A 14479-nucleotide genomic window follows, 5' to 3' on the forward strand; every position below is an offset into this window, starting at 1 on the left:
AGCTAGCCGGCAGGCGCCACGACGTCCTCCAGCACGGACCTGTCGAAGAAACGGACCTCGCCCGTCGCCTCGAAGAACACCGGCACAACTGATGTGCTCGGGTCCTTGGACGTTTCATAGATGTCAGGCGGGCTCCCGTGCTTCCGGGCAATTGTTCCAACCAGCTCGGTACCGCGAACCCGGACGGTTCGATATTTGTAGCTCACGTTGACCCCTTCGTCGATTAGGTCAAACCCTACTCCTGGGACGGGTGCGGCCGGCCGAACCCATACTGTGCAAGGCTTGATGCATGGATCTGGAGGTTTCGACGGCGCTCACCATACCCGCGTCGGAACTTGGCTGGCGGTTTTCACGGTCGTCCGGACCGGGCGGGCAACACGTCAACACCTCGGACAGTCGCGTCGAGCTCTTCTGGGATGTCGGCGGCTCGGCGGCGCTTTCAGACGGTCAACGGCTGATGCTCCTCACGCGCCTGGAACGGCGCCTCATCGCGGGGGTTGTCACCGTGACCGCCTCCGAGCAGCGCTCGCAGCTGCGCAATCGCGAGATCGCACTGGCCAAGCTCGCCGACCTCGTGGCAGAGGGTCTTGCTCCTGAGGCTCCCCGCCGCCGGGCGACCAAACCCACCCGGGGCTCGAACCGCCGGCGCCTCGCCGCCAAGCAGCAGCGCGCCGTGACGAAACAGCAAAGAAAACGGCCTTCCGCCGAGTAGCTCGCCCGGCGGTGCCATGCTTGTGTATCAGGTCGCTTCGGACTGCAGGTTCTGGGCGACGACGGCCAGGGTGCGGGCGAGTTCCTCGGTCGGGCTGAACTCCACCAGCTCCGTGCCGGGAGCAAGCTCATCAGTATGGCCGGGAGCCGTGTAGTAGGCCTCGCCCGCTTCGACGACCTCATCTCCGGCGGGCGTGTGCATGATCAGCCGGCCCCGGACGACGTATCCCCAGTGGTGGCTCTGGCACAGGTCATCCGGCAAGCCCTGATAGAACGGGGTGAAATCGCCTCCCTCTTCGAATTTTTCGAAGGCAATGGTGTAGCCGTCTGCCTCCCGGTAGCGGCCCTCATAGCCGGTCATGCGCTCCACCCTCGCGGTTTCGTCATCTTTTGAAAGCTTTGCCATCGTCGTATTCCTTCCTTGTCTCCGCGCCGGTCATTCCGGCGCTGCATTTTCCGCCGCTGCGACAAGCCGCCGCAGACCTGCCCTGCTTGCCCGCGTCCACTCGCGCACGGCGAGCGACCGCAAAACGGGAGTTCCGAACATCACCAACAGGCCGGGCAGCGCGGTCGCGCGGACCAGGCGGCAGGTGTAGGAGATGTCGCTCTGGCTTCCGTCCGCCCGTATGTCGTAGCGGTGTACCAGGAGCCAGTCAGCCGGTGTCCCGTCCCTCTTGGATTCCAGTGCGGATTCAGTGACCCGCTCGAACGTCGAGGGCCGAACCGCTTCGGTGACCACGGAGGAATCCCGCATCCGGCAGATGGCGTCCTCGGCCGTGGACGTGAACTCCGTCCCAGCCGTGGCCTGCCCCTGCGGGGCTTCCATGGATAAAAGCGTTGACGCCTCGGCACCTCCCCAGACGGGATGGCGGGGCAAGTCAGCGAGGACATCGAAAAGCAGAGTGGCCGGGGCGGTGCTGTGTTCGCGTACCGTCACGGTAACCTCGCGCTTCAGGACATTGGCTGCTGTTCGTTGCTGCCGCATTTCGCACCTCCTGCTATGTCTTGCGGACACTCCAAGCATGCGTCGCGGGCCAAGCGAAAGGATGGGGGGCATCCCCCATTTGTGGCCCTAATCCCGGAGGGAGCTGCGCAGGGCGAAGGCGGCGGCTTCGCCACGGCTGCGCAGCTGCAACTTGGCCAGGATGCTGCTCACATGGTGTTCCGCCGTCTTGGCGCTGATGAAAAGGCGGTCAGCGATTTCGGCGTTCGTCATTGCCTCGGCAAGCAGCGCCAGGACTTCGCGTTCCCGCCGCGACAGCAGGCCCAGGGTCTTCGGTCCGGTGCCGGCGGGGCCACCCAGGGACCGGAGGAGCGCCGCGGCTTTGTCGGCGAGGCCGCCGGCGCCCGCTTCGTCGAACGCGGCCAAGGCCACCCGGGCCTCGTGGACTGCCACCTCAGGATCCGAATCACGCAAGGCGTCAGCCAGTGCGAGCCGTGCCTTAGCGGCTTCCAGCGGCATGTTGAGCCCGCCGAACATTCCAATCGCTGCGTCGAGCCGCTCCTGCGCGGATGCGGCTTGGCCGACGGCGGCTGCGACGCGACCTGCCGTCAGGTGTGATGACGCAATGGCGCGGGGCCAGCGGGTGGCGGCCGCAACGTCGTCCAGGCGCTCTGCTGTTGCCAGGGCCTGGGCTGGGACGCCTTGTTCCAGCTCGACCTCGGCAAGCAGTGCGAGCAGCGGAACCGCCAGCAGTCCGTCACCGACCTGATGGATCCTGCGGTGCAGCAGCGCCGCGGACACGGCTGTGTCGCCGGCTGCCAGGCGGACCGCGGCGGACGCCCGCAGCGCATCGGGGCGGTCTTCGAAGCCTGAAAGCAGCCGGCCAGCCTCCTCCACGCGGCCTTGGAGCAGCCGCAGCTCCGCGAGCTTTGCTGCCGGGTGCACGCAGCGGGCACGGTGGCCGCCCTGTTCCAGCTCGCGGAGCGTCTTGATCAGCCAGCCCTCAGCACTGGCGATGTCGCCGGAGGCGAGGAGGATCTCTGCGCAGCACGTGCCGCAGAATTCCAGGAGTGCCGGATGCCCCGAGCTCTGCATAAAGCGCAGGAGGATCTTGTTCCACTGGCCCAGGCGGGAGGTGTCGCAGGCCTCTTCGCTGGCTCGGGTAACCATGCAGCAAATGTCTCCGAAAACCATTTGGTCGCGTAGTTCCCCGGCGGTGACCACCACCATGGCCTCATCGACCAGAGCCATGCCTTCCGGCACGTCGCCGGCGGCTATAGTCCCCAAACCCAGGAGTGCCAAGGCGGTTGCCTCAAGATCCGGATCGCCGCAGTTGCGCGCAGCTGCCAGCGCGGTCCGGGCGTCGCCGCGTGCCGTTGCCGGGTCAGCACGCAGCAGCCCGCGCGTCACGGCCAGCCAGCCGCCGTCGACCCCGTCAGGGAAGCGGGATGCGAGGCCTTCCGCACGGGAAAGCCAGCCACGGCTGACTGACTCGTTTCCCAGCGACTCGGCGTACTCGCGCGCAAGCCACAGTGCCGAGCGGCAGGCCCGCGCTTCCTGGCTTGCCCGGCGAAAGCCTGTATAGGCTGCTGTGCGTTCCGCAATCGCCTGGTCCACGTCCCGAAGCCACCACATGGCGGTTGCCAGGCCGTCGTGGGCCATGGGATGGTCATGGATTGCGAGCACGGAATCGAACGCATCCGCCGCCGCTGCCCAGTCGGCAGCAGCAAGGAGGCGTTCCCCTTCCGCAAGGCCTGCGGAAACCGCGGCGTCGACCATGAATCCATTCTGCTCCCGCGGTCGCCGCCCTCCTAGCGAGCGTGGCAGATTCCTGGGAGGCGGCCGGTCCGTCCAATATCGGCTTCACCACCTTGTCGAAACCCCACAAAATCCCGCGTCCAACAGGGAACTACCGTCGGTTCGGAAGAAAGATCCGCAGCTACGCACCCCAAGGACTATCGATGACGATGCAGCCAGACCTCCAGGCCGGACCCGGCACCATTCTCGAAACCGCCCGCTACCAGGTCCTGGATCAGGGCATCGGCCTGTCCGAAAGCCAGCTCCTGGAAATCCTCCGGCTGCCGGTCAGCGACCTGCCCGCAGCCCTGCAGCTCGCCCACGAAGTCCGGCTCAAACACTGCGGCGAGGACGTCGAGGTGGAGGGCATCATTTCCATCAAGACCGGCGGCTGCCCCGAAGACTGCCATTTCTGCAGCCAGTCAGGCCTGTTCGACTCGCCCGTCCGCGGCGTCTGGCTGGACATCCCCGAGCTGGTCAAAGCCGCGAAGGAGACCGCCGCCACGGGAGCAACCGAGTTCTGCATCGTAGCCGCCGTCCGCGGCCCCGACATCAAACTGATGAACCAGATCAAGTTCGCGATTGACCGCATCAACGAAGCAGTGGACATCAACATCGCCTGCTCCCTGGGGATGCTGACCCAGCGCCAGGTGGACCAGCTCGCGGAGTGGGGTGTGCACCGCTACAACCACAACCTCGAAACAGCCCGCAGCTACTTCCCCGAGGTCGTCACCACGCACAGCTACGAAGAACGCCTCGACACCTGCAACATGGTCAAAGCCGCGGGCATGGAACTGTGCTGTGGCGCCCTGATCGGCATGGGCGAATCCCTGGAACAGCGCGCAGAACTGGCAGCCCAGCTCGCCGCCCTGGAACCGCACGAAGTCCCGCTGAACTTCCTCAACCCCCGCCCCGGCACGCCGCTGGAAAACCAGGGCATCATGGACGGCAAGGACGCCCTCCGCGCCATCGCCGCGTTCCGTCTCGCCATGCCACGCACCGTGCTGCGTTACGCGGGCGGCCGGGAACTGACCCTCGGCGACCTCGGCACCCGCGAAGGCCTGATGGGCGGCATTAACGCCGTCATCGTCGGCAACTACCTCACCACCCTGGGCCGGCCGGCCACCGCGGACCTGAACCTCCTGGTCGAACTGAACATGCCCATCAAGGAACTCCAGAAGACACTATGAACGGGGTTTCGACAAGCTCAAGCACCGGTGCTACAGCAGGCTCAGCCATCAGTGCTGCCGCGGGCTCAACTACCGCTCAGTTCTGCGGGCACTGCGGTGAGCCGTCCGACGGCGGCACCAGCCCGGCGTCGGACGCTCACCGCCGTTGCGCCGAGCGCCTCGCGATGGAGCCGCCGCGCTACTGCGCCGCCTGCCACCGGCGGATGAAAGTCCAGGTGACACCGCTGGGCTGGTCGGCGGAATGCTCCCGCCACGGGGTGTTGGCACCATGAGCGGCGGGGCGCAGCCTGGCCTGATTGAGCGGGACCGCGCGCGGTTGTGGCACCCGTACGCGCCGGCGTCCCCGGACCTTCCGTTGTGGGAGGTTGAGGCGGCCGATTGCGTGCGGCTGCGGCTTCTGGACGAGGACGGCACCCGCCACGAGGTGGTGGATGCGATGTCCTCGTGGTGGTCGGTGATCCACGGCTACCGCAATCCGGTGCTGGACGCCGCCGCTCATCGGCAGCTGGAAAACTTCAGCCATGTGATGTTCGGCGGGCTCACGCACGCCCCGGCGGTGGAACTTGCCGAGCGGCTGATGGACATGGCCCCATCGGCGCCCGCGCGGCCGGGTTTGGAGCGGGTGTTCCTGGCGGATTCGGGTTCGGTGGCCGTTGAGGTGGCGCTGAAGCTGGCGGTGCAGTTCCAGACCGCGTCCGGGCACCCGAGGAGACAGCAGTTCCTGAGCATCCGCGGCGGGTACCACGGCGACACGTTCGCGGCGATGGGCGTCTGCGATCCCGTGGACGGGATGCACTCAGCGTTTCCGGGCCTGCTGGCCGGCAATGTCTTTGCGCCGCGTCCCCCGGCGGCGTCGTCAGCCACGCCCGAATCCATGCAGGCATGGGCAGCCGGCCTCGAGGACATCGCGGCTGCGCATTCCGGGGAACTCGCCGCGATCATCGTCGAGCCCGTCCTGCAGGGTGCCGGCGGGATGCACGCCTACCCGGGCGAATGCCTGACAGTGATGCGGCAGGTGGCCGACCGGCACGGCCTGCTGCTCATCTTTGATGAGATCGCCACCGGGTTTGGGCGGACCGGCGAGCTGTTTGCGGCCGATCATGCCGGCGTCGTGCCCGACATCATGTGCGTGGGCAAGGCCCTGACCGGCGGATACCTGACCCTCGCCGCCATGCTCTGCACCGGTGAGATTGCGGCGACAGTTTCCGGCGGCGCGGCCGGGGCGCTGCTGCATGGCCCCACGTTCATGGGCAACCCGCTGGCATGTGCGGTAGCGAACGCCAGCCTCGGCATCATCGCCGGCGGCGGCTGGCGGACCGACGTCGCCCGGATCGGCGCCGGCCTCGATTCAGGGCTCTCGCCCGCACTGGACCTGGAAGCCGTCCGGGATGTCCGCACCATCGGCGCCGTCGGAGTCATTGAGCTGCACCACGCCGTGGATGTCACGGCCGTGACCGCCGCGGCGATCCGGCACGGTGTCTGGGTCCGGCCGTTCCGGAACCTCGTCTACACCATGCCCCCGTACATCAGCACCGCGGCGGACATTGAGCAGATCACCGCGGGCATGACCGCGGCCATCGCCGAAGTCCACGGTCGCGTCCCGGCACTGGCCGGGGGCGCCGAACGGGCCGGGGGTGCGGCATGAGCACCTCCATGACCCAGTGGCTCGAACGGCAGGCCGCCGTCCGCGACCGCCGTGGCCTGGTCCGCCGCCCGCTCCCCCGTGACGCGGACGAACGGTTCATCGACCTGGCCAGCAACGATTACCTGGGCCTCGCGGCGGACCCGCGGGTTGCCGCGGCAGCCGCGGCAGCGGCCTGGCGGTGGGGCGCAGGTGCCACGTCCTCGCGCCTGGTGGCCGGAACCACCCGGCTGCATCTGGAACTTGAGCAGGAACTTGCCGCCCTGGCCGGGATGGAAACGGCTCTCGTGTTCTCTTCCGGCTATCTGGCCAACATCGGCGTGATCACGGCGCTCGGCGGACCCGGGACCCTGATTGTCGCTGACGAACACTGCCACGCCTCGATGATCGACGGTTTCCGCCTCAGCCGGTCCCGCACCGAATCGTTCACCCACAACAGCGTGGCGGACGCCGGCCGGATGCTGGCTGACCGGGCGGAACCGCGGGCGCTGATCGCCGTCGAATCCCTCTACAGCGTGCTGGGCGACGAAGCCCCGCTCGCCGGGCTGCTGGCCCTGGCCGTGGAGCACGACGCCGTACTGCTGATCGACGAGGCGCACAGCCTGGGAGTCAACGGCACCGGGACCTGCCAAGGCCGCGGCTCGGCGGCCGGGACAGCCCTGGCCGCGCACCCGAACGTGGTCGTGACCGCGACGTTGTCCAAGGCACTGGGCAGCCAGGGCGGCGCGGTCCTGGGCTCTGGCCTCCTGCGGGAACACCTCGTCAACCGGGCGCGCGGCTTCATCTTCGACACCGGACTGGCGCCTGCCTCCGCCGCGGCCGCCCTCGCCGCGGTGCGGATCATCCGGGATGAGCCCTGGCGGGCGGAAGCCGTCCGAACCAACGCTGCGGCGCTGGCCGCCGGGCTCGCCCCGGCGTTGGGGGCCCGCGGCGCCGACGTCGACCGGGCCGCCGTCGACGGTCCCGCGGTCGAGCAAACGGCGGGGGCCGTGTTGTCCGTCGCCATGCCATCGGCCGAATCAGCCTTAGCGGCCGCCGGTGCCGCGCGCGCGGCCGGCGTCCGGGTCGGATGCTTCCGCCCACCGTCGGTTCCGGACGGGATCTCACGGCTGCGGCTCACCGCCCGCGCCACCCTGACCCCTGCGGAAATTGAGGAGAGCTGCGCAGTGCTGCGCGGCATTTTGGAGGAACGTCCATGAACTTGCCCGGCATCATCCTGGTCACCGGAACGGACACCGGCGTCGGAAAAACCATCACGACGGCGGCCCTCGCCGCCGTCCTGTGGGGTACGGGGCGCAGCGTGGCGGTGTACAAACCGTGCCAGTCGGGAGCCGCCGACGGCGACTCCGATACGGCCGAAATTATGCGGCTCGCCGGCACCGTGGCGGCAGAAAACGGAGTCGTCCTGGCGCAGCCCCTGGCACCAGTCGCCGCTGCCGCCGTCGACCGAAAGCAGCTGCCCGCGCTCGCAGCGCACGCCGGGCGGGTCCGCGAACTCGCGGCGACGCACGACCACGTCCTGGTTGAGGGCGCCGGCGGCCTGCTGGTGGAACTGGATTCCGACGGCGGCACCCTGGCGGACCTCGGATGCATCCTGGCGGCGGCCTTTGTGCTCGTCGCCCGTCCGGGGCTCGGGACCCTGAACCACACCGCACTGACCCTCGAAGCACTGGCTGCGCGGGAACTTCACGTCCTGGGGCTGGTGCTCGGCAGCTGGCCCGCTAGCCCCGAACACGTGCACCACAGCAACCGCCAGGTGCTGGGGTCGTTGCGGGTGCCTTTTCTCGGCGCCCTCCCGGAGCACGCGGCGGAACTTTCCCCAGCCGATTTCCGTGCCGGCGCAGCTGCCTGGCTGAACGGCCTGCCCGCATGAACCCGGCGATGACGGCCGCGGCCCCTCTGGCGGAAACTTCTGGACAGGCGCGGTGCCCGTACCTGGTGGTACGTGACCCGGACACGGTCCGTGACGTGCTGCACCGGCCCGCCGACTTCAGCCCGGCGAATGCCCTCGTTGCGGTGACCACGCTGGCTGGGCCCGCCCTGCGCGTACTGCAGCGGGTGGGCTTTGCGCTGCCGCCCGTGCTGGCGAGCAACGACACTGACTCGCACGCCGGGATCCGCAAGGTCGTGGCGGGGTTCTTCACCCCCGCCACAGTGGCAGCCATGGAACCTCGGATCCGGGAACTGGCACAGGAAGCGGCGCGGAACGCCGCGGACCGCCTTGATGCTTCGGGCCAGGTGGACCTGGTGCAGGCGGTCGCGGCGTTTCCGCCGGCGGTCGTGATGCTCGAGCTCCTGGGGCTGCCCGTTCGGGACCTTCCTGACCTTAAGCGGTGGGGCCTTGACTCCATGGAGCTGTTCTGGGGCTGGCCCGACGAGGACCGGCAGCTCGAACTGGCGCACAGCGCCGCCGATTTCTACGTCTGGCTGCGGAAGCTCGTAGCGGAAGCTGTGGCGGCTCCGGGGCGCAACCTGTTCAAATCCCTGGCCGGACACGGCCTCTCCACGCCGGAACTGTGTTCGCTGGGTTACTTCCTGCTGATCGCCGGCCAGGAAACCACCACCCAGCTGATCAGCACCACCCTCTTCCGTCTCCTTGAGGGTTCCGCGCCTGTCACCTGGACTGACGCTGATACTGAAGGCGGCTCCAGGGCCATGGTCCGGCACGTGCTCGCCACCGAATCATCGGTCCCCACCTGGCGGCGGGTGGCCGCCCACGAGACGAAGCTCGGTGACGGCCTGATCCCAGCCGGCACCGAAATCCTTCTGGAACTGAGCGGCAACCGCATCACCGCACCGGCCCCGGCCATGGCTGCGCAGGCTGCCCGGCCGGGCCAAACCAGAGGACCTGGCCTGGTGTTTGGGTCGGGCATCCACCGCTGCCTCGGGGCCAAGCTCGCAGAGCTGGAGGCCGCCATAGTTGTCCAGGAAGCCGCCCTTGCCCTGCCGGAAGTGCTACTGCAGAACTACCGGCCAGACTGGATCAGGCTGCTGTCATTCCAGGCGCCCCGGACCGTCACAGTAGAAAGCCGGGAGTGAGCCAAGCGGGCTGATGCCGGAGATCGGCTCCGCGGAATAGCTCAGGCAGGGCCGCTGCCGGGCGGACCGTTGAGCAGTGTGGGCACGTACTCGAGCAGCTGGAGCCGCCCGTCGAAGGTCCTGCTGTCCACCATCTCGAGTGCGACGTCCGGATAGCCGTCGTAAATCCGCTCCTTCCCGGTGCGGCCCGTGATCACAGGGAAGACCACCAGCCGGAACCTGTCCACGAGGCCAGCAGTCAGCAGTGACCGGCAGAGGCTAAGGCTGCCGAGCGTGCTCAGGGTTCCGCTCCCCGTCCGTTTCATCTCCGCCACGGCTTTCACCGCGTCACCCGTGACCAGAGTCGAGTTCGGCCATGTCAGGGGCGCCTGCAGGGTAGACGAGAAGACCACCTTTGGGACGGCGGCCAGGCCGGAAAGGCTGGCCCCCTCATTCTCCGTGAAGCCTGAGCCTTCAGCCGCGGCTTCCTCCGACATGCCGGACATCAGCCGGTAGGTGTTCGCCCCGAGAAGAAAGGTGTAGTTCTTTTCCCCCTCCTGCCCGAGCCACGCCAGGTATTCCGGGCCCTCCAGGCCCCACCAGCCAGGCCATCCCTCGGCTGAGGCATACCCGTCCAGGGAAATGATCAGGTCCACCATCAGGGTTGCTGATGAGGCCGCTGCTGTTGTATCGCCCATGACCGTCTCCTCGATGTGACTGATGACAGTGTCTGCTTTGCGCCAGTCCAGCGGCCGCTGGGCACGGGACCTCCGCGCGGGGCCATGCTAGCCCCGTGGCGCCCGGACCTTCAAGGGGGCCGTGGTTGGTCGTGGGAAAAGCGCGGCCTGGGCCTCCCCCTTTGGTGGCGGTCAATGAGACCATACAGGGATGGCACCCATACAGCGCATCCGCCCCCAGGGGCTTGTCTCGAGCCCGGCCTTCAGCCACGTCGCCATCGTTCCGCCCGGCGCGACCACCATCTATGTCGGCGGCCAGAACGCCGTCGACGGCGACGGTGCACTTATCGGAGAGGGCGACGTGGCGGTGCAGTCTGCACGCGCCCTCGAGAACGCAAGGACAGCCCTCGCCGCGGCCGGCGCCACCCTCGCCGACGTCGTGCACTGGACAGTGCTCTTCGTCGACGGCGCAGACCTCGCCGCGGGCTACGGGGCGATCGCGGTCGAACTCGCATCCGACGAACCGGCACTGGTCACCGCGGCGCGTGTGGCCGGGCTGGGAGTGCCCGGCGCGCTCGTCGAGATCAGCGCAGTAGCCGCCGTGCTGCAGTGAGAGCCGCGTAGTGCCCCGACTATCGACTGCGCTGACGCTCGACGCTGCCAGCCGGATCACGGCCAGCCCTGTTCGAGACTCCCGAGCGCCGGGGGCTATGGTGCCTTGGGTGGGATTTCCTGGATGACCCAGCGGTTGCCGTCCGGATCGCTGAGGTAAGCGAAGGCAAACCCGCCCATGTCCTGGGCTTCGCTGATGGGGGCTCCCCGGCCAAGGAGTTCGGTACGCGCCTCCGGCATGTCCGGCACCACCAATTGCAGTCCTTCGAGGCTTCCCGGAACCATGGACGTCATGCCGGTCCCGATCACAATGGAGCAGGATGAGCCCGGCGGGGTCAGCTGGACGACGCGCATGCCGGGGATGTGTTCGACGTCGTGATCGAGCACGAAGCCGAGTTTGTCGGTGTAGAAGGCTTTGGCCCGGTCCACGTCGGAGACGGGCACCTGGACAACCTCGAGGCGTAGTTTCATGCCGCCACCCTAATGCATCTCAGAAGGTTTTGGATCCGGAACCCACTGGCGGCGCCGAGGGATTCCGGGGCCTTCGCCTAGGCATGGGTCGGCGGCTGAGCTGTACTGCCGTCACGTTCCTCGGCTTCTTCCCAAGGGGTCCGGTTCAGCCCTTACCTACCGCCCGGTATGCGCTGGGGCTCACCCCATGCATCCGGCGGAACTGGCGGGAGAAATAGAACTGATCATCCAGTCCGATCTCGCGTCCTACCTGGGCTATCGTCAGATCGGTCGTATCGAGCAGGAGTCTCGCCCGCGCCATCTTCAGGGCAGTGTGGTGGGCCAGCACTCCCCCGCCGGTGGCTTCCCGGAAGAGCTTGCTCAGCTGCGACGATGAGACGCCGACGACGGCAGCCAGGTCAGGCAACCGGACGGCACCATCCACCCGGTCCTCAAGGAACTTCATGGCCTGCTGCACGGGCGTTCCCTGTTCAGGGAGGCGGCGGTCGACGGCCAGCGTGGTGAGCAGCTTCCAGGCCATCCCTGCCGTGGCTACCAGGCGCGCGGGCGACTGGTCCTGTTCCAGGGCAGTAATGATCTCGTCCAGCATGGCCGTCAGCCGGTCCACCGCCACCAGCGGAATGATGGGCCGGTCCGGGCGCACTCCCGATTCTTCGACGAGTTCGGCGGCATCGGAACCGAGGACATGGCACCACCAGATCGTCCATGGGTCAGCAGCGGAGGCACCGTAGGAATGGGGTTCCCCCGTGCCGCCGGGGAGTACGACGGCGGTGGCCTTCCCGACGTCGAACCGGGAACCGCCGGTTTCAACCCACCCCTTCCCCGCGACGCAGAGGATGATGATGGTTTCCTTCGCGCCCTGGGGGCGGTGCCGACCGTGCGCCTCAGCGACGGGAAAGAAGCCTGCGTCGGTGACCACCAGGTGCCGCGTGATCGGACGGAGAAGCGCCTCCCTGACCAGCGGGCGCGGCACTACCACCAAGCGCTGGTTCTGGAATCCCGTTGCCCGCTCCAAGTGCGCTCCCTCCGACACGAAATGTCCATACTATGGCACCGGGAGCGTACGTCAGGAGGGCATTTCGTCCCAACTGGTCCACTGCAGCACTTCCACCGTGTCCAAGGAGGACAGGTCGCCCGCAACAGCGTCGCGCCGGCGCTGGGCCTCGGCGGGCATTCCAACTTCTGCTGACTTCGGGAGGGGAAGGATCTGGAGCCGGATGTCCGAGCAAGGGTGCATCCCGGCGTCGTTGGTTGAAATCACCCAGGAAGAACCGTCCCAGAACCGGTCAGCAACCACTTTGCCGTCGATGATCAGCCTGGCGACGTCTCCGGCCCAGGTGACCTCCAGTTCCGTGTGTTCTTCTCCGGTCAGGGATGCCGCCGTCAGGTCCAGCCGGTAGACCTCTGCCAGTTCGTTGATGACAGCGTCAGTGGGCGCTGCTGCCCGGCCGGCCAGCGAGCCGAAGGAAGCCGGGACCGCCTGGGCGGAACGGATCCGTTCCGCAGGGACGTGCTGCCGGCGCATCGGGGGTTCCGTGGTTTCTGTGGTCACGTCCTGGAACTGGTTTGAATGCGTGGAATAGCGGCGGGCGTGCGGCGACCCCTGCGACCTGCCGGCCAGGCCTCCAGTGGCGCCAACCCAGAGCGGATCGGCAGACAGGACCAGTTCCCGTCCCTGCGGCGTTTCCAGGACCCACGCCTGATCCGCCACAGGGCAGGGCAAAACAAGGATGGCCAACGAGCCGTGTTGGGACGTGGCCAACAGTGTGACTGGCGGCGCGGTGTTGGTTACTGTGTCGACGGCGTAGACGTTTCCACCCAATGCGGCGGCAGGCCCGTCCAGCGTGGTTCCTTCCGGCAGGCAAAGCTGCGTTTGAATCCCGGCTTCAGCGGCGAGGACCAGGGTGGGTGTGGATTCGGGGCCCAGGATGGTCAGGGGTGATGCCGTAGCCCACTGCAGGCGTACGCCGGCAATCTCGAGGTTGAAGGGCCAGCGTGCGATCGTCCCGGCGGGAATGGCGAGCGGTGTCGGGGGAAAGCTCACTGACCGTTCGCCGAGGGACAGCCTGAACCGGGCTGCGGCGTAGTCCGGCAGAGGGACGTGGGGCTGGTGCCAGGTGACGAACAGGAATCCGGAGTGGCCATCGGACCGCATGGCCCAGCGTAGCGTCTGTGCATCGTCGACTCCGGTGGGGAGGTTGTCCGGAAGGGTCGAAGGCATGGGGGCGAGGCGTTCCCCGAAAGCGGCGAGGAAGGCGTGCTGTTTGCGCAGTTCGCCGAAGCTCGGTGCCAGCCTGCCTGAGGCGCCGATGGGGGCATGGAAGTCGTAGTCGAAAACCGGGAGGTCGTTCGGGTAACCCGTAGCCTGGGATTCCTGCAGTCCGCCCGGAGGATTCGTTCCACCGGCGAACATGTAATAGCCCTGCCACCCGGAGCCGCTGCCGATCTTGTTGTTGGCAACGGCGGCAACGTCTTTGCCCTTCGGCCAGGGCCGCCTCTGATACGCCGTTGCCATGCCTCCGGTCAGCTCACAGGTGGCCGGAGGGTAGAGGGTGGACGCGGACCGGGGCGGTGCGGCTTCGCTTCCGGCCAGGTGTTCGCGGAGGTCCGCGCCGATGCCGGGGTCATCCCACTGGTGGCTGAAGAAGTAGTGCTGCCGGAAGGTCGGGTCCCAAGGGTCCGCTGCGTCCACCCAGAAGCCGTCTCCGTAGCCGCCGAAGACTGGCATCACGTCGTCCTCGGGGATGTCGGCGCCGCCCCAGGCCGTTGCGGTCCAGATGGGAGCGATTAGTCCTGCTGCCCGGGCAATCCTCTTGAGTTCCGTAATATGTCCGGGCTGGTCGTAGAGTTCATTTTCCAGCTGGATGCCAATGACATTGCTGTCCGGACCGGTCAGGCCCCTCAGTTCCGCGCCGATGTGGCTGAACCAGCGTTCCACCAATGCCAGGTAAGCCGGGTCGTTGGTCCGGTGTTCGACGGCAGCAGCCTGCACCCAGTCGGGGAAGCCGCCGTTGCGGACCTCGCCGTGGGCCCAGGGCCCGATCCGCAGGACCACGTCCAGGCCGATGGAAGCGCAGAGCCTGACAAAGGCGGCCACGTCCAGGTTGCCGTCGAAGCGGGCCTCACCCTCGGTTTGTTCGTGGTGGATCCAGAACACGTAGCAGGCAACGACGGTGATCCCGCCGGCCTTCATCAGCCGCAGCCTCTCGTCCCAGCGGGTCCGCGGCAGGCGGCTGTAATGGATTTCCCCTGAGACCGGCAACGCGGGCAGGCCGGCGCATTCGATGTAGTGGTTGGTCAGCCGCCATATGTTGTGAGGGTCCAGGCCGTTGCTCATCGCCGGGGACTGCAGGCCCAGCTCGTGGGGCCGGTGCATGGCGGAGAGCAGCTCAAGGGTCTTTTGTTCAGAAGGCATGCG

At 67.6% G+C, this 14479-nt stretch carries 15 protein-coding genes; 7 read left to right on the plus strand and 8 right to left on the minus strand.

Annotation, left to right across the window (positions count from 1 at the left end):
- Positions 1-2 precede the first annotated feature (2 nt).
- Complete coding sequence (locus tag ABV518_RS16575; protein WP_367768834.1) at positions 3-206, minus strand: hypothetical protein; 204 nt, start codon at positions 204-206, stop codon at positions 3-5.
- 83 nt (positions 207-289) lie between these two features.
- Here ABV518_RS16575 and arfB point away from each other — a divergent pair, with 83 nt between their 5' ends.
- Complete coding sequence (arfB, locus tag ABV518_RS16580; protein WP_367768836.1) at positions 290-712, plus strand: alternative ribosome rescue aminoacyl-tRNA hydrolase ArfB; 423 nt, start codon at positions 290-292, stop codon at positions 710-712.
- Positions 713-739: 27 nt separating this feature from the next.
- Here arfB and ABV518_RS16585 read toward each other — a convergent pair whose 3' ends face one another.
- From ABV518_RS16585 to ABV518_RS16595, 3 genes are all read right to left on the minus strand, one after another.
- A complete protein-coding gene (locus tag ABV518_RS16585; protein ID WP_367768839.1) occupies positions 740-1117 on the minus strand; it encodes a hypothetical protein in 378 nt (125 codons plus the stop codon).
- Between the two features lie 30 nt (positions 1118-1147).
- Positions 1148-1696: a hypothetical protein gene (locus ABV518_RS16590; protein WP_367768841.1), complete on the minus strand. Its 549-nt coding sequence runs from the start codon at positions 1694-1696 to the stop codon at positions 1148-1150.
- Between the two features lie 87 nt (positions 1697-1783).
- Entirely contained in the window at positions 1784-3433 is a 1650-nt protein-coding gene (locus ABV518_RS16595) for a LuxR C-terminal-related transcriptional regulator (protein WP_367768843.1), read from the minus strand.
- 182 nt (positions 3434-3615) lie between these two features.
- On the opposite strand from ABV518_RS16595, the gene bioB reads away from it, so the two are divergent.
- The 5 genes from bioB (at position 3616) to ABV518_RS16620 (ending at position 9322) form a co-directional block, all read left to right on the plus strand.
- Positions 3616-4641 carry a biotin synthase BioB gene (gene bioB, locus ABV518_RS16600; RefSeq protein WP_367768847.1) on the plus strand — a complete coding sequence of 342 codons (1026 nt, stop codon included), beginning with the start codon at positions 3616-3618 and terminating at the stop codon, positions 4639-4641.
- A 268-nt stretch (positions 4642-4909) separates the two neighbouring features.
- The gene (locus tag ABV518_RS16605) at positions 4910-6286 is read left to right on the plus strand and encodes an adenosylmethionine--8-amino-7-oxononanoate transaminase (RefSeq protein ID WP_367768850.1); all 1377 of its coding nucleotides are present in this window, start codon (positions 4910-4912) and stop codon (positions 6284-6286) included.
- Positions 6283-7482 (plus strand): aminotransferase class I/II-fold pyridoxal phosphate-dependent enzyme, encoded by a 1200-nt coding sequence (locus ABV518_RS16610; RefSeq protein ID WP_367768852.1) that lies wholly within the window; start codon positions 6283-6285, stop codon positions 7480-7482. The genes ABV518_RS16605 and ABV518_RS16610 overlap by 4 nt, the downstream gene beginning before the upstream one ends.
- A complete protein-coding gene (gene bioD, locus ABV518_RS16615; protein ID WP_367768855.1) occupies positions 7479-8156 on the plus strand; it encodes a dethiobiotin synthase in 678 nt (225 codons plus the stop codon). The genes ABV518_RS16610 and bioD overlap by 4 nt, the downstream gene beginning before the upstream one ends.
- Positions 8153-9322 (plus strand): cytochrome P450, encoded by a 1170-nt coding sequence (locus ABV518_RS16620; protein WP_367768858.1) that lies wholly within the window; start codon positions 8153-8155, stop codon positions 9320-9322. Before bioD ends, ABV518_RS16620 begins: the two co-directional genes overlap by 4 nt.
- A gap of 41 nt (positions 9323-9363) precedes the next feature.
- On the opposite strand, the gene ABV518_RS16625 is transcribed toward ABV518_RS16620, so the two are convergent.
- Positions 9364-9999, minus strand: coding sequence for a dihydrofolate reductase family protein (locus ABV518_RS16625; protein ID WP_367768861.1), 636 nt, complete (start codon positions 9997-9999; stop codon positions 9364-9366).
- A 190-nt stretch (positions 10000-10189) separates the two neighbouring features.
- Here ABV518_RS16625 and ABV518_RS16630 point away from each other — a divergent pair, with 190 nt between their 5' ends.
- Positions 10190-10591 (plus strand): RidA family protein, encoded by a 402-nt coding sequence (locus ABV518_RS16630; protein WP_367768865.1) that lies wholly within the window; start codon positions 10190-10192, stop codon positions 10589-10591.
- 95 nt (positions 10592-10686) lie between these two features.
- On the opposite strand, the gene ABV518_RS16635 is transcribed toward ABV518_RS16630, so the two are convergent.
- The 3 genes from ABV518_RS16635 to ABV518_RS16645 form a co-directional block, all read right to left on the minus strand.
- Positions 10687-11061 (minus strand): VOC family protein, encoded by a 375-nt coding sequence (locus ABV518_RS16635; RefSeq protein ID WP_367768868.1) that lies wholly within the window; start codon positions 11059-11061, stop codon positions 10687-10689.
- A 145-nt stretch (positions 11062-11206) separates the two neighbouring features.
- A complete protein-coding gene (locus ABV518_RS16640) occupies positions 11207-12076 on the minus strand; it encodes a helix-turn-helix domain-containing protein (RefSeq protein WP_367768871.1) in 870 nt (289 codons plus the stop codon).
- A gap of 51 nt (positions 12077-12127) precedes the next feature.
- A complete protein-coding gene (locus tag ABV518_RS16645; RefSeq protein ID WP_367768874.1) occupies positions 12128-14476 on the minus strand; it encodes a beta-galactosidase in 2349 nt (782 codons plus the stop codon).
- Positions 14477-14479: the final 3 nt, after the last annotated feature.

This window comes from Arthrobacter sp. HS15c (assembly GCF_040812005.1).
Classification (GTDB): Bacteria; Actinomycetota; Actinomycetes; order Actinomycetales; family Micrococcaceae; genus Arthrobacter.

Excerpts from the sequence above, each read along its gene's own strand:
- ABV518_RS16625 (WP_367768861.1), bottom strand. The coding sequence starts at position 9,999 with ATGGGCGATACAACAGCAGCGGCCTCATCAGCAACCCTGATGGTGGAC.
- ABV518_RS16590 (WP_367768841.1), bottom strand. The coding sequence starts at position 1,696 with ATGCGGCAGCAACGAACAGCAGCCAATGTCCTGAAGCGCGAGGTTACC.
- bioD (WP_367768855.1), top strand. The coding sequence starts at position 7,479 with ATGAACTTGCCCGGCATCATCCTGGTCACCGGAACGGACACCGGCGTC.
- ABV518_RS16605 (WP_367768850.1), top strand. The coding sequence starts at position 4,910 with ATGAGCGGCGGGGCGCAGCCTGGCCTGATTGAGCGGGACCGCGCGCGG.
- ABV518_RS16645 (WP_367768874.1), bottom strand. The coding sequence starts at position 14,476 with ATGCCTTCTGAACAAAAGACCCTTGAGCTGCTCTCCGCCATGCACCGG.
- ABV518_RS16635 (WP_367768868.1), bottom strand. The coding sequence starts at position 11,061 with ATGAAACTACGCCTCGAGGTTGTCCAGGTGCCCGTCTCCGACGTGGAC.
- ABV518_RS16620 (WP_367768858.1), top strand. The coding sequence starts at position 8,153 with ATGAACCCGGCGATGACGGCCGCGGCCCCTCTGGCGGAAACTTCTGGA.
- ABV518_RS16630 (WP_367768865.1), top strand. The coding sequence starts at position 10,190 with ATGGCACCCATACAGCGCATCCGCCCCCAGGGGCTTGTCTCGAGCCCG.
- ABV518_RS16585 (WP_367768839.1), bottom strand. The coding sequence starts at position 1,117 with ATGGCAAAGCTTTCAAAAGATGACGAAACCGCGAGGGTGGAGCGCATG.
- ABV518_RS16595 (WP_367768843.1), bottom strand. The coding sequence starts at position 3,433 with ATGGTCGACGCCGCGGTTTCCGCAGGCCTTGCGGAAGGGGAACGCCTC.
- bioB (WP_367768847.1), top strand. The coding sequence starts at position 3,616 with ATGACGATGCAGCCAGACCTCCAGGCCGGACCCGGCACCATTCTCGAA.
- arfB (WP_367768836.1), top strand. The coding sequence starts at position 290 with ATGGATCTGGAGGTTTCGACGGCGCTCACCATACCCGCGTCGGAACTT.
- ABV518_RS16610 (WP_367768852.1), top strand. The coding sequence starts at position 6,283 with ATGAGCACCTCCATGACCCAGTGGCTCGAACGGCAGGCCGCCGTCCGC.